At 61.7% G+C, this 13,896-nt stretch carries 15 protein-coding genes; 2 read left to right on the top strand and 13 right to left on the bottom strand.

Annotation, left to right across the window (positions count from 1 at the left end):
* Window positions 1-133: 133 nt before the first annotated feature.
* From KBB36_RS19170 to KBB36_RS19145, 6 genes are all read right to left on the bottom strand, one after another.
* Entirely contained in the window at window positions 134-640 is a 507-nt protein-coding gene (locus tag KBB36_RS19170) for a YbaK/EbsC family protein (RefSeq protein ID WP_290984873.1), read from the bottom strand.
* Entirely contained in the window at window positions 631-1,263 is a 633-nt protein-coding gene (locus tag KBB36_RS19165; RefSeq protein WP_290984871.1) for a 2-hydroxychromene-2-carboxylate isomerase, read from the bottom strand. Before KBB36_RS19165 ends, KBB36_RS19170 begins: the two co-directional genes overlap by 10 nt.
* Before the next feature lie 14 nt (window positions 1,264-1,277).
* Window positions 1,278-1,904 carry a glutathione binding-like protein gene (locus KBB36_RS19160; protein ID WP_290984868.1) on the bottom strand — a complete coding sequence of 209 codons (627 nt, stop codon included), beginning with the start codon at window positions 1,902-1,904 and terminating at the stop codon, window positions 1,278-1,280.
* A 13-nt stretch (window positions 1,905-1,917) separates the two neighbouring features.
* Window positions 1,918-2,346, bottom strand: a complete 429-nt coding sequence (locus tag KBB36_RS19155; RefSeq protein ID WP_290984865.1) for a GNAT family N-acetyltransferase — start codon at window positions 2,344-2,346, stop codon at window positions 1,918-1,920.
* Between the two features lie 14 nt (window positions 2,347-2,360).
* A complete protein-coding gene (locus KBB36_RS19150) occupies window positions 2,361-3,065 on the bottom strand; it encodes a glutathione binding-like protein (protein ID WP_290984862.1) in 705 nt (234 codons plus the stop codon).
* A 90-nt stretch (window positions 3,066-3,155) separates the two neighbouring features.
* Window positions 3,156-5,435 (bottom strand): PAS-domain containing protein, encoded by a 2,280-nt coding sequence (locus tag KBB36_RS19145; protein WP_290984860.1) that lies wholly within the window; start codon window positions 5,433-5,435, stop codon window positions 3,156-3,158.
* Between the two features lie 205 nt (window positions 5,436-5,640).
* Between KBB36_RS19145 and KBB36_RS19140 the strand changes: the two genes are divergently transcribed.
* Complete coding sequence (locus KBB36_RS19140) at window positions 5,641-7,017, top strand: flagellar hook-basal body complex protein (protein WP_290984858.1); 1,377 nt, start codon at window positions 5,641-5,643, stop codon at window positions 7,015-7,017.
* 2 nt (window positions 7,018-7,019) lie between these two features.
* Here the strand turns inward: KBB36_RS19140 and KBB36_RS19135 are convergent, their stop codons facing one another.
* A complete protein-coding gene (locus KBB36_RS19135; RefSeq protein ID WP_290984855.1) occupies window positions 7,020-7,583 on the bottom strand; it encodes a TetR/AcrR family transcriptional regulator in 564 nt (187 codons plus the stop codon).
* A 101-nt stretch (window positions 7,584-7,684) separates the two neighbouring features.
* Between KBB36_RS19135 and KBB36_RS19130 the strand changes: the two genes are divergently transcribed.
* Complete coding sequence (locus tag KBB36_RS19130) at window positions 7,685-8,374, top strand: glutathione S-transferase (RefSeq protein WP_290984852.1); 690 nt, start codon at window positions 7,685-7,687, stop codon at window positions 8,372-8,374.
* Window positions 8,375-8,387: 13 nt separating this feature from the next.
* Here KBB36_RS19130 and KBB36_RS19125 read toward each other — a convergent pair whose 3' ends face one another.
* The 6 genes from KBB36_RS19125 to gatB all read right to left on the bottom strand — a co-directional run.
* The gene (locus tag KBB36_RS19125; RefSeq protein WP_290984849.1) at window positions 8,388-8,756 is read right to left on the bottom strand and encodes a hypothetical protein; all 369 of its coding nucleotides are present in this window, start codon (window positions 8,754-8,756) and stop codon (window positions 8,388-8,390) included.
* A 41-nt stretch (window positions 8,757-8,797) separates the two neighbouring features.
* Complete coding sequence (locus KBB36_RS19120) at window positions 8,798-8,992, bottom strand: heavy metal-associated domain-containing protein (RefSeq protein WP_290984846.1); 195 nt, start codon at window positions 8,990-8,992, stop codon at window positions 8,798-8,800.
* Window positions 8,993-9,066: 74 nt separating this feature from the next.
* Window positions 9,067-9,669: a DUF6655 family protein gene (locus tag KBB36_RS19115; RefSeq protein WP_290984843.1), complete on the bottom strand. Its 603-nt coding sequence runs from the start codon at window positions 9,667-9,669 to the stop codon at window positions 9,067-9,069.
* Between the two features lie 69 nt (window positions 9,670-9,738).
* Window positions 9,739-10,365 carry a thioredoxin family protein gene (locus KBB36_RS19110; RefSeq protein ID WP_290984840.1) on the bottom strand — a complete coding sequence of 209 codons (627 nt, stop codon included), beginning with the start codon at window positions 10,363-10,365 and terminating at the stop codon, window positions 9,739-9,741.
* 16 nt (window positions 10,366-10,381) lie between these two features.
* Window positions 10,382-12,508, bottom strand: coding sequence for a protein-disulfide reductase DsbD domain-containing protein (locus KBB36_RS19105; protein WP_290984837.1), 2,127 nt, complete (start codon window positions 12,506-12,508; stop codon window positions 10,382-10,384).
* A 55-nt stretch (window positions 12,509-12,563) separates the two neighbouring features.
* Window positions 12,564-13,896, bottom strand: a 1,333-nt coding sequence (gene gatB, locus KBB36_RS19100) for an Asp-tRNA(Asn)/Glu-tRNA(Gln) amidotransferase subunit GatB (RefSeq protein WP_290984834.1), incomplete at its 5' end; no start/stop codon positions are given.

The raw sequence follows: 13,896 nt of genomic DNA, 5'->3' as shown, positions 1-13,896 counted from the left end.
CGGTACAGGTTTACCCTGTACAACGGTTTAGCAAACCGCCGCCTTCAGCCACTCGGCCACCCCTCCGCACGCGAGTGGGTTTTACATTACACGGCGTATGCGGGGCCTCTTCTAAGGGGCTGCGGCGGCAGTGTCAACGTTCCGGCGCGAGATCGTTTGCCGGTTTTCCCTCGGTCCAGGCGAGTAATTCCTGATAGGTGAGCGGAAACACTGCATTGGGGTGTCCGGCGGCAGCATGCAGCAGTTCAAACCGCGCCAGGCTGGCATCCACCGCCATGGGCAAGCGGCCCGGATGGCCAAAGGGCGAGACGCCGCCAATGGCGAATCCGGTGGCTTCGCGCACCAGTTCAGCCGAAGCCCGGCGCGGCGGCTGACCCAGGCCGAGCGCGCGGCCGAGCGCCGCCGTGTCACACATCCGGTCGCCGGCCACCAGCGCCATCACCGCCCTGCCCGCATGCTCAAACACCAGCGACTTGACGATGGCGCCGACCGGGCAGCCCAGACCGGCCGCAGCCTCGGCGGCAGTGCGGGCGCTGTCGCCGAGCAGGATGATACGGTTTTCGGCGCCATAGGGCGCCAGCGCGGCGCGCACCCGTTCCACGCTGGGATAAAGCGGTTTGGTGGTTTCGTCTAAAGCCATGGTTTAGCTGCCCAAGTCAGTGCCTGTTCGAGGCGGTCGTTACCCCAGAAGACCTCGCCACCAGTGCCATCCGGCCCGGCACCCACGACAAAGCTGGGGGCGCCGAACAGGCCGCCATTGATCGCGGTTTCAACCTGCCGGGTCAGCTCGGCCTTAATCTCGGCCGAGCCCGCCCGCGCCAGCGTGGCAGGAGCATCGCGGCCCAAGCCGGCCACCAGGCTGTGCAGCACGTCGATATCGGCAATGTCTCGATCCTCGGCAAAGGCGGCGCGATACACCGCCTGGATCAGCGCCGCGCCCCAGCCCTCGGCCAAAGCCACCAGGGTCAGCCGGGCGGCATTCAGCCCCATCGGCGGGTAGCGCGCCGGCCGCTGCCAGGGAATGGCATAGAGCGCGGCATGGCGTTCGATATCACGCCAGCGATAGCCGCGCTCGGCCGGTGACACGTCCTGGAACGGGCTGGGATTGGACGAACGGCGCTGGAAGATCGGGCCGAGCAGAAACGGCCGCCAGTCAATCTCGGCGCCCGGCAATTGCGCCGCCGCCAGCCGCTCCACCCGGCTCACCGCCAGATAGGAATACGGGCTGGCATAATCAAACCAGACACTCAGCCGCAACGACATCGGTAAGCCCCGCCTCAGGGCACTTCATAGCCGCGCTGCACCGCCGGCCGCGCCATGATGCCGTCAAACCAGCGTTGCACATGCGGATAATCGGCCAGATTTATGCCATGCCATTCATGCCGCCCGGCCCAGGGGTGGGTCGCCATGTCGGCAATGGAGTAATCCGCACCGGCAAGGTATTCATTCTTGCCGAGATGGGCATTCAGCACGCCATAGAGCCGCTTGGTTTCGGTGCTGAAACGCTCGATGGCATAGGGCACCTTCTCCTTGGCGAAGCGGACAAAATGATGTGTCTGACCCAGCATCGGGCCAAAACCGCCCATCTGCCACATCAGCCATTGCAGCGCCTGGCCACGCGCCCGGGCATCGGCGGGCAGAAACTGGCCGCTCTTTTCCGCCAGATAGATCAGGATGGCGCCGGATTCAAACACGCTATAGGGCGCGCTGCCATAAGCGGCCGGCGGCGCATGATCCACAATCGCCGGGATCTTGTTGTTCGGATTAACCGCCAGGAAATCCGGCGCGAATTGCTCGTCCTTGGTGATGTTGATCGGAAAAGCCTGATACTTCAGGCCGGTTTCCTCAAGCATGATGGAGACCTTGCGGCCATTCGGCGTGCCCCAGGTATACAAATCAATCATGGTCTTATCTCGCCTATTTGATGTTCTTGAGAAAGTGGAAACTGGATATGGCGTAGCGCTGGCGGAAATAGAAGCGGTGCGCATCCACACGATGCGTGCCGGAATCCAGGTCCACCACCTTGCGACCCTCGCTGCGTGCCAGCGCCTCCACCCAATCCAGCAAAGCGGCGCCATGGCCGCGCGAGCGCAAGGCGGCACGCGACACCAGATCGTCGACATAGATCAACGGGCCATGCACCAGGCGCTCCTGGCGCCGGAAGCCGATACAGGCCACGGCCTCACCGCCTTCCTCGATATAGGCCAGGCGGAAACCCTCCTGCTCCTGCCGGCGCACCCGCTCCAGCAATTCGGCGGCATCCTTCAAATGCGGCCGCAATTCCTGCATGGTGGCAAAACAGGCCATAATCTGGGTATCAGTTTCAGCCAGAATTACTTTAGACATCAGATTCTTACCTTTTATTTCTGAACGACTGCGGCAGTTTGGCCGAACAACACTTTCCGGGCTTCTTCACTCATCACCGGCACACCCTGGTTCACTGCCTTGCCCTTCTCATAAGCCCGCTTGGAAGCCGGCCGCGCCCAGATGGCATCAAACCAGCGTTTCAGGTTGGGGAAATCAGCCAAACTCTGCCCTTGGCGCTCATGTGGCACAATCCAGGGATAGGAAGCCATATCGGCAATCGTGTAGGCATCGCCGCAAATAAACGCGCGATCTTCAAGCCGTCGATTCAAAACGCCATACAGGCGATTGGTTTCATTGACATACCGGTTGATGGCGTAGGGAATTTTCTCAGGCGCATATTGGTTGAAATGATGGTTCTGGCCGCACATCGGCCCCAGCCCGGCCATCTGCCAGAACAGCCATTCGGTGCAGGCGATCCGGCCGCGTGGGTCTTGCGGGATGAACTGCCGGTATTTATCGGCCAGATAAAGCAGGATGGCGCCGGATTCAAATACCGAGATTGGCTCGCCACCGCCGACCGGGGCGTGGTCCACAATCGCCGGCATGCGGTTATTGGGCGCGATCTTGAGGAAGTCGGGGGCGAATTGCTCCCCCTTGGCGATGTTCACCGGCTTGATCGTGTAAGGAATACCGGCTTCCTCCAGGAACAGGGTGATCTTATGCCCGTTCGGGGTTGGCCAGTAATACAGATCAATCATGGGATTCTCCCTGGGGGCAGCCTGGAGGATGGCCTATGGCCGGAGTGTGGGCGAAGCCGAGACCATGTTCAAGCCGCCCCAGGCCGGCTCTCAAGCGGTTCTCGCCGGGGCCTCCAGCGGGATCACGATGGTGAAGCGGGTGCCGCCGTTCGGCCGGCTGGTCACCGTGATCTGGCCGCCCAGCACCTGGGTCACCAGATTATACACGATATGCATGCCGAGCCCGGTGCCGCCGGTGCCGCGTCTTGTGGTGAAGAACGGGTCAAAAACCCGCGGCAGGATTGTCGGCGGGATGCCCTTGCCGTCATCGCTGATATCAATGGCGATACGGTCGGCCCGCACCGGCGCGATGCGGATGCGGATCCGGCCAGGCTGGCTGCGGCCCTCATAGGCATGCTGCAAGGCATTCAGCACCAGATTGGCAATAATCTGGCTCAGCGCCCCGGGCCGGTGTTCCACCATCAGGCCATCCGGGCAATCCAGTTCCACCTTATGCGGCGTGCGGCGCAAAGCCGGCGCCAGGCTGAGCAGCACTTCGCGCAGATAGGCGCCGATATCGAAGGCGCGCTGGGCATCATTGGTCTGGTCGGCGGAAACCTGCTTGAAAGCCTGCATCAGCCGGGCAGCACGGCTCAGATTACTCTGCATGATACGGGTGGCTTCCACCGCCGTATCCAGAAAATCGGCCAGCCGCTGCGGGTCAGCCGCGCCCTGGCGCATATGCTGGGTCAATTGCTCCAGTTCCACCGCCAGATGCGAGGCGGCGGACACACCGATGCCCAGCGGCGTGGAAATCTCATGGCTCATGCCGGCCACCATGGAACCCAGCGAGGCCATCTTCTCGGCCAGGATCAGGCTGGCCTGGGCTTCCTTCAATTCCGCCAGGGCACGTTCGGCATCATCCTTGGCCCGGCGCAACTCATCTTCGATGCGACGCCGCGCCGTGATGTTGGAGCGCACCACCACCACATCGCCCGAAGGGGTCACGCGCTCCTGCACCAGATACCACTCGCCGCTCAGCGTGCGTATATCAGCCGTGCGCTCAACCTGTGAGGAACGGTCGAGCGTACGATCAGATACCGCACCATCCGCGGCACGGCTTTCCGCCGGATCAAACACGCCGCGCTCGTAGCCGATGGCCAGCAGCTCGTCAAAGCGCTTGCCCACCACCTCCTCCACCGTCAGTCCATACAGGGCGGCGAAGCGGCTGGAACAGATCACCACGCGGTCATCGATATCAAAAATGGCAAAACCGTCGCCAGCCACTTCCACCGCATGGCGCAGGCGGCGGTCGGTGGCATCGCGCTCGGAGGCATCGGCGATGGCAAAGGCCAGGCTGCCATCGGGCAGACTGCCGGTGGTGAAATCCAACACCCGACCGCTGCGGCGGTGGCGGGCAATCTGGGAACTGGTTTCGCCGCTCACCAGCCGATGCAGATACATCCGCATCTCATCGAAGCCATATTCGCCAAAATCGCGCCGCCGCGCCAGGAAACGCATCACATCATCCAGCATCGTGCCGGGATGGGCGATCTCAGGCGGCATTTCCAGCAATTCCAGGGCACGCTGGTTCACCGTGTGCAGCCGCATCTCGCGGTCGAACAGCGCCACGCCCATCGGCAGCGCATCCAGCGCCCAGGCCTGATAGGCCTCGCGCTGGCGCGATTGCGCCAGGGCGGCATCGCGCTCGGCATAACTGCGCGCCACTTCCTGCGCCGCCAGATAATTGCCGCGCCGCGCCTGCTTGATCCTGCGCATCGCCACCACGCCGGTGACATTGACGCCAAACAACAGCAACGCCATCAGGTAGATTTCGGCCGGCGCATTGCCAAACATCCAGTAAGATGCCGCCAGAAAACCCAGCGACAGCATCATCGCATTGGCCAGGGCCACCCACATGGCATTCGGCACCACCAGGTAATAGCCGAACACCGCCGCCAGCGTGACCGCCGCGGCAATATGCGGCGATTGCCCCAGGCCGCCGCTTTCGGCGACATACCATGAGCCGAGGATTTGCAGGTTGAGCGCCAGCTCGCCAATGCCAATCAGCGTGAACAGCCGGTCGGTGCTGACAGCCCGCGCCACCGCCCAGAGATAGCCCAGACCAACAGCCAAGCCGAACAAACGCAGCAGCAGCAATTCCTGGAACAGCGGCACAAATCCCAGCATCCAGTAGTCACGCAGGATCGCCAGCACATAGATTGCAGTGGCAGCCGCGCCGGCCAGCCGGGCAAGCTCGCGCGTCTCATCGCGGATCGAGGCGCGGAACGCCATTTCCTGCCGGCGGTCGCTGAATTCGCCGGTTGGGGTGAAGATGTCTGGGCTTCGGGGATCGGGTCGCGGCTCGGCCATGGTTGGCGGCATTATCATCTGCGCCCGCCCGCAAGCCAAGCCCGCGCCGAACGCAAGATTGGGCAGCAAGAAATGCCATGGCTGGTGAGACCACCCGGCAGATTTTGCCGGGCTGGCGGCCCTGGCAGCGGCCAAAAGCCGGTTTTTCAGGGCTTAAGGATTGGCACGCCGCTTGCTCTGATCCAGCCAACACTTGGTTCATGCCTATCCGGAGGCCTGTCACATGACATTTTTTGGCGCACTCGGCACCGCAGTTCTCGGCGTCAACGCGGCGGCCACTTGGGTCGGCAATATCTCCGATAATATCGCCAATGCCACCACCAACGGCTACAAAGAGGTCAACACCGCCTTTTCCGATCTGGTGAATAACAAGCTGCTTGGCGACAGCCCGGTGATCGACAGCACCAAACATGGCGGCGTCACGGCCTCAGCCCGGTTCGAGAACCGCGCCCAGGGCAACTATCTGCAAACCTATCAAACCACCAATGTGGCCGTCACCGGCGCCGGCTTCTTCCCGGTCGGCCGCCCCACCAGCGTGGTTGATCGTGTGGTAAATGGCGAAAGCGACCGCACAGTGCAGGTGGACGACACCACCTATTATACCCGGCTTGGCGACTTCCATCTTGATGCCGGCAATTATCTGGTCAATTCCAATGGTTATTACCTGCTGGCCAGCGCCACCGGCAGCACCAATCCGCAATTGTTGAAGGTGGATGACTCGCCGATTGATGCCATTGCCACCACCGAGGTCAATTTCACCGCCAACCTCCCCGCCAATGCCGCCGCCGGCGCGGTTTCGCGCTATGCCGTTGCCGTGAACGATGCCACCGCCACGGCGGTTTCCGGCCAGTATGACTTTGAAGTGGTCTGGACCAAGGGCACCCTGGCCAATGAATGGCAGTTGGAAATCAATGCCGGTGAAACCGGGCAGACCAATTTTGGCCCGATGACCGTCACTTTCGCCGATGGCACCACACCGCCCTTCCAGAGTGGCCGGCTGCAAAGCATCACCACCGCCGATGGCGCTGTAACCCTCAGCCCATCCACGGCCGGCGGCGCCGCCACAATCAGCATCAGCCCGGAATTCGGTGGTGCGGCGCAGCCGATCACACTCAATCTGGGTAATTTCAATGGCGGCTTCAATGCCAGCGCCACATCGGGCCTGACGCAATACAACACCCCCGATGGTACACCAACCAACGTGGATTACACTCAGGATGGCCTGCCGGGGGCCGAGTTCAAGAATGTCTCAATCGATGCGGCGGGCCAGATCATCTACAATTATGCCAATGGCCGCACCCAAACCGAATTCCAGATTTCGCTGGGTAATTTCCGCGAGCCGGATCGGCTTGACCGCTTCGACGACACCACCTTCCTGGCCACCGCAGCCTCAGGCGCGGTGCGCTATGGCAATATCGATGATCCGGACAACGCGGCTGGCATCGGCAAGCTGATCCCGACCACGGTGGAGCAATCCACAGTCGACGTGGCCGAGCAGATGACCTTCCTGGTGCAGGCGCAGCAGGCCTATGGCATGAACAGCCAGGTGATCACCGCTGCCGACGAAATGCTGAGCCGGCTGATCGACCTCAAGCGCTGACGCTAATTCGGCAGCAGCCCGGCTGCGCGATAGTTTTCGATCAACTGATCGTAGAGCACAATATTTGCCTGGCTCCTGGCTATAAGCTGGGCGCCAACGATCGCCGCGTAGATCGCTTGCGCTCGCTGCCGGTTTGCCTCGGCAGGGCCCTGCCCCGCAGCCGCCAATACCTTGCTGAGCCATGCCACATTGACATCGCCAAAGGCGCGGATTTCCAGCTTTATGGCTTCCGGCAGATCGTCGTATTCCGCCGCCATGAAGCTGCACAGGCACATGCGGTTGCCATTTTCCAGCGCCCTGCGGAATATCCCTGGATACCGATGCAGGCAAGCAGCCGCATCCTGCGCCTCGGCCAGCATCGCATCCAGCACCGTCGCCAAATCCTGCCAATAGCGCCTGGCCACTGCGGCCCCCAGCTCGGCCTTGCTCGGAAAATGGTGGTACACACTGGCGGCCTTGATACCAACCTGATCTGCGAGATCGCGAAAATTGATCCCGCCATAGCCATGTGCCTGTGCAGTTTGTTTAGCCGCCGCCAGGATGGCCTCCTTGGAATTCAGATTCATTGTGCTCTCAATTCGGCTTTTTCTACCTGCCAGATGGTAGTTTACGCTTGACGATGGAAATTTGCAGCTTTACTTTTTACCTACCAACTGGCAGGTAGTTAATGAATTTCTCAGAAATCCTTGAAAAGAACACCCCGCCTCAGGATCTGCGGATCTACGATTGGCCAACCGGCCCCTATCCAGCCCGCATTCGTGTCGCTCTGGCGGAAAAGAACCTGCTATCGCGCGTCGAATTCGTCACCGTCAGTTTGCGCAAGGGCGAACACAAGACCCCGGCATTTCTCGCCCTGAACTATTCCGGCACATTGCCGGTGCTGGAATTACGGGATGGCAGCTTGATCGCAGAATGCACGGCAATCACGGAATATCTTGATAACCTGCATTCCCCTCCCAGCCTGACCGGCGCTACGCCGCTGGAAAAGGGCATGATCCACATGATGAATAAACGTGCCGAGCTTGAACTGCTCGATGCCATCAGTGTGTATTTCCATCATGCCACACCAGGCTTGGGGCCAAAGGTGGAGCATTATCAAAATCCCGAATGGGGCCTGCGTCAGCGCGACAGGGCGCTGAGGGGCATGCAGTATTTCGATAGGGTGTTGCAGCAGCAGCCTTTCATCGCCGGCGACAGCTTTTCAATGGCAGATATCACCGTTATTGGCGGATTGATCTTTGCCAGCATCGTGAATCTGCCCATACCGCTGCAATGTGAGGCATTGCAATCCTGGTATGGCCGCATGCAGGAACGCCCCGGCGTTAAATACTGGTTCGATAATTTTGGCCCGCGCTGATTGAGCCCACCGCTCACACCGGCGAGCAGCGCACGACAAATTTCGGCTGCGTGTAGCGGCAATGCATGTCGCTTTTGCGGTCTGGCGGGGAAACGCGAAACACGTCGCCATCAACCCGGCGCATGGCATAGTCATTGGAAAAACGCAGCCAGCCAAAACTGTCGAAACGGCTGCTCAGGCCATTGGAGAAAACCAGTTCGCGCTTACGATTCTTTTCCACCGTCACGTTGTTTGAAAAGGTCAGCTTGCCGCCTTCACCTTCGCTGATGGTGAGATCGTTGCTGCAAATCGCCATCTTCTCATCCGGTGTCATCTTGCATTGGAATGGCGGCTGCGGCGTGCTCACCAGAATGGCGAAGATGGTGGCTTCCATCAAATTCATGGCGCCCTCAATACGATTCCGATGGCGGCATCATAGCAGCATCAGGCGGCAATCTCGAAGCCGGCCTCTATGATGGCGGCACGCACCGCCTCGGGCTTGGCCTCGCCCGCCACCTGCACGCGCTTGTCTTTCAGATCAATCTCCACCGCCGCAATGCCGGGCAAAGGCGCCAGGGCCTGGCGGATGGCAGCGGCACAGCCGCCGCAGGTCATGCCGGGCAGGATCAGGGTAAGCATGGCAAAACTCCTTGTGAATACTCTCTATGCTTAAAGCTGGGGCTTACCAGATGGGAAGGTCAAGCCCTGCTGCATCATCGGCCCACCCATTGATTCTGCTCGCCGGGCATCAGGTCGTTATCGCTCCAGGAAAAGAAGATCAGCAGGCCCCAATCGGTTTTCTGGGCAAAGCCATAAACCGGGTCGCCGGCCTGCACCAGGCTGCCGGTCTTGGCATCCAGCGTGGTGGCCGCCAGCTTGATAACACCCTGCCGGGTGCGTTTCTTGAACAGCGGGATTTCCGGCAGGTTCACATTACCCGCCAGCGGGATCGGCACGCCAAAATCCGGCATGCCGAAGAGCGTGTTGTTATCGTCGATGGCCAGGGCGCCAAGGCGCAGCTCCACCGCCATCTCGGCCTGGCCGCGTTCCTCCACCAGCCGGGCACCACGACGCAGGATGCGGTCACGGATTGCCGCCACGGCATATTTGCTGTCCTGCCCGTCAACATAGCGCTCTTCCACAAACACCGCCGTGCCGGGCGGGATCGCCAGCGCCAGTTGCTGCGCCGCGCGGTCGGCGGCCGTTGAATGCAGCATCTGCTCGGTGGCGGTGCGGCCGGTATCGGTTTCCTTCAAGGAGGAGCAGGCCGCCAGCATTGGCAGGCTCAAGGCAAACGCCAGAAGACGCATAAACATCAAAACACCTCGGAATCACTTTAGCGATTCCGAGGTGTAAAGCCGAAAAACGGCAGAAAAATGGCTTTATTAGCTGCTGTATTTAATCGAGCAGCCATAGGCCCGGGTCAGTGCCGGGTCCATCGGCTTGCCGGCCTTCACGGCAGCCAGCGCGTCGCGCACGTAATTCCGCGCCGTCGCCACATCAGCCGGATTTGCCGAGGGCTTGTCGTCAATGGCGCCGATATAGGCCAGCACGCCTTTGGGATCGATCACATACATATGCGGCGTGGTCTGGGCGCCATACATGCGGCCGATCTTGCCATCATTATCAAACAGCACATTGCCCGGCGCGGCGTTGCGCTCAGCATTAAGCTGCTTGGCCTCGGTGGCCGAAACATGGCCCTGCGTGCCCGGCGCCGAGGAGAGCAATGTCAACCATACAATGCCCTCGCCTGCCGCCAGCTTCTGCAAGCCCTGCATGTTGCCCGAATTGTAATGCTTCTGCACAAACGGGCATTCATGGTTGGTCCATTCCAGCACCACGGTCTTGCCGCGGAAATCCGACAGCTTGACCGGCTTGCCATTCACATCCATGGCGCGGAAATCCGGCGCCGGCTTGCCCGGGCTGGCCAGCGGCTCGGCCTCGGCGCCATGCAGGGCAATCAGGCCAGCGGCCAAAGCGGCGCCAGCCATAAGCAGGGTACGTCGCAGCATTGTAATGCCTCCTTGGTCAGAGTTTGTTCAGTGCGTCGAGAACGATGCTTTCAGTCAACAATTGCGGCAGCAATACCGGCGCCGCCGCCGGATCGGCTGGATACAGGACATAGAGCGGTACGCCGGAGCGCCCATAACTGCCGAGATAGCGCGTGATCGCCGGGTCGCGCCTTGTCCAATCGCCTTTCAGCGCCAGCACGCCGCGTTCACGCAAGCGCGCCGCCACGGTTTCGGAAGACAGCGCCGCGCCTTCATTGACCAGGCAGGTGACGCACCAGGCCGCCGTCATGTTCACCAGCACCGGCTGGCCCTTGCCGCGCGCCTCGGCGATGCGGGCGGCATCGAAGGCCGCCCATTGCACCGCGCTGCGCCCCGGCCCCGGCATCGCCTTATCCGAAACACTTCCGGCCTGAGCCCCGCCGGCTTCCTGCGGCACGCGCAGCAAAAGCAATGCGCCGATCACCGCCAGCATGGCGATGCCGCGCCCGATCCAGACCCGGCGCTCGGCATGGCCCAAGGCCCAGGCACCAAAGCCGAGCAGCAGCATGCCGAACAGGCCGGCCAGCATGGCATCCGGCCCGGCCTGCTGCGCCAGCACCCAGATCAGCCAGGCCGCCGTGGCAAACATCGGGAAGGCCAGCGCTTGCCGGAAAGTGGTCATCCAGGCGCCAGGGCGCGGCAGGAAACGCGCCAGGCCCGGGGCCAAACTGAACAGCAGGAAGGGCAAGGCCATGCCCAGGCCCAGCGCCAAAAACACCGCCAGGGCCAGCGGCGCCGGCGCAGTGAGCGCAAAGCCAAGCGCCGCCCCCATGAACGGCGCCGTGCAGGGCGTGGCCACCAGCACCGCCAGCGCACCGGTGAAAAAGGCGCCGGCCGAACCACCGCGCCCGGCCAGACCACCACCCAGATTGGCGCTGAGGCGGATTTCAAACAGCCCGGCCAGATTGAAGCCGATCAGCGCCATCAGATAGGCCAGCGCCAGCACCACCGCCGGGCTTTGCAATTGATAACCCCAGCCGATGGCGGCGCCGCCGGCACGCAATATCAGCAGGGCAGCAGCCAGGGCGGCAAAGGTCGCCAGCACACCGGCAGTATAGGCCAACCCCTCGCGCCGCACCGCGCCGCGCTCGGCCTGGCCCAGCCGGGCAAAGGCCAGCGCCTTCATGAACAGGATCGGAAACACGCAGGGCATGATATTCAGGATCAGGCCGCCCAGCATGGCCAGCAAAACCGCTTCCCAGGCCGATATGTCCACAGCGGCAGGCAGCGCCATGGCCGTGCCGCCGGCCACAGCCGGCACAATGCCCGGCGCTGCGGCAATGGCAAAAGCCTGGCGCACAATCATGCCATCGTCCAGTTTCTCGGTCAGCACCAGCACACCCGACAACGCCGCCACCGGCTTGCCGCGATCAATGCCGCGCTGCACCTCCAGAGTCAGACCATCGGGGCTGAAATGCGCCGGCTGCGCCGCGGCATGCTGCACGGCATTGCCATCATCAGCATAGAAAAACACATCGCTGAAACGGCCGGCTTCCAGGCCCGTGGCAGCAACAAACAGCCGCAGCCGCTCGGCATCGCCATCCACCTTGGCGGCCCAGGGGCTGGGGCGCGGCTGCGCCTGGGCTGCCGTCTCGAATAATCTGCTCCAGCGCGGATCAACACTGCCTGGCGCGGCCTGCACCGGCAGAACCACGCTCAGTTCAACCTCTTCCGGCACGCAGATGTTTTCACAAACCAGCCAGCTTGCCTGTGCCAATACCGGCACGGTTTCGCCCGGCCGCGCATCGACCGGTGCAGTCAGCATCACCGGCAGCACAAACTCGCCTTCATAGCCGTAATTGGCCAATCCTTGAATGATGAAACGCTGTGGTGCCGGCCAGTTGATGGCGCTGGCCTGCCAGCCCGGCGGCAGCTTCCAGGTCAATTCGGTCGGCAAGCCGGAATCGCCGGGATTACGCCAGTAGGAATGCCAATGTTCGCGGTGCTTCAGCCGCAAACCGGCCTGGATCGTCTCACCCGGCGCGATGCTGCTGCGCTCGGTGATCAATTCAGCTTCGGAATATTCCGTTATAACAGGCTGCGCCGCCGCCATGAAAGGCAGCAGCAGCAAGGCGAAAACGAACAAAAGCGACCGGTGCGACATGGCTAGAAGGTAGCCATTGCCCCGCACCGGTCAACCCCATATCACGCGGGTTTTATCAACCCGCCAATTTCTTCTTCAACAACTCATTCACCGCAGCCGGATTGGCCTTGCCGCCGGAAGCCTTCATGGTCTGTCCGACGAAGAAACCGAACAATTTGTCCTTGCCGGAGCGGAATTCCGCCACCTTGTCTGGATTGGCGGCCATCACCTGATCGATCACGGCTTCGATGGCGCCGGTATCGGTCACCTGGCGCATGCCGTTTTCGTCCACGATGGTGGCGGCATCCTTGCCGCTTTCCACCATCAGCGCGAACACATCCTTGGCCAGGCGGTTGGAGATGGTGTTGTCGGCAATCAGGTCGATCAGGCCGCCAAGCTTTTCCGGCGTGATGACAAAATCCGCCATCGACTGGCCGGATTTGTTGAGGAAGCCGAAATAATCGCCGATCACCCAGTTGGCGCAGAGTTTGCCGTCGCGGCCCTTGGCCACCGCCTCGTAGAAATCAGCGGCTTCCTTTTCGGCTGACAGCACGGCGGCGTCATAGGGCGAGAGGCCCAGTTTCTCGATGAAACGGGCCTTCTTCTCATCCGGCAGCTCCGGCAGGTCGGCCTTGATGCGCGCCACTTCGGCCGCATCCAGTTCCAGCGGCAGCAGGTCAGGATCTGGGAAGTAGCGGTAATCATGCGCCTCTTCCTTCGAGCGCATCGAGCGGGTGACACCACGCCCGGTATCAAACAGGCGCGTCTCCTGCGCGATGCTGCCGCCGCCCTCGATGATATCGATCTGGCGCCGCGCCTCGTATTCAATCGCCTGCATCACAAAGCGCACCGAATTCACATTCTTGATCTCGCAGCGCGTGCCGAGCGGGCCGCCGGGCTTGCGCACGCTGACATTCACGTCGGCGCGCATCGAGCCTTCTTCCATATTGCCGTCGCAAGTGCCGAGATAACGCAGGATGGTGCGCAGCTTCTTGAGATAGAGGCCGGCTTCCTCGGCATTGCGCATGTCGGGTTCCGACACGATCTCCATCAGCGCCACACCAGAGCGGTTGAGGTCAACATAGGTCTGGTTCGGCGACTGGTCGTGCATGCTCTTGCCGGCATCCTGCTCCAGATGCAGCCGGGTGATGCCGATCTCGCGGCTTGAGCCATCCGGCATGTCCAGAATCAGCCGGCCGCTGCCAACGATGGGCTGCAAATACTGGCTGATCTGATAGCCCTGCGGCAAATCGGCATAGAAGTAGTTCTTGCGGTCGAATACCGAATGCAGATTGATCTGCGCCTTGAGGCCAAGGCCGGTGCGCACCGCCTGTTCAACGCAATAGCCGTTGATCACCGGCAGCATGCCGGGCATCGCCGCATCCACCAGGCTGACATGGTCATTCGGC

This window comes from Ferrovibrio sp., from assembly GCF_017994015.1.
GTDB lineage: Bacteria > Pseudomonadota > Alphaproteobacteria > Ferrovibrionales > Ferrovibrionaceae > Ferrovibrio.
This window is presented reverse-complemented; position numbering and strand designations above follow the sequence as displayed.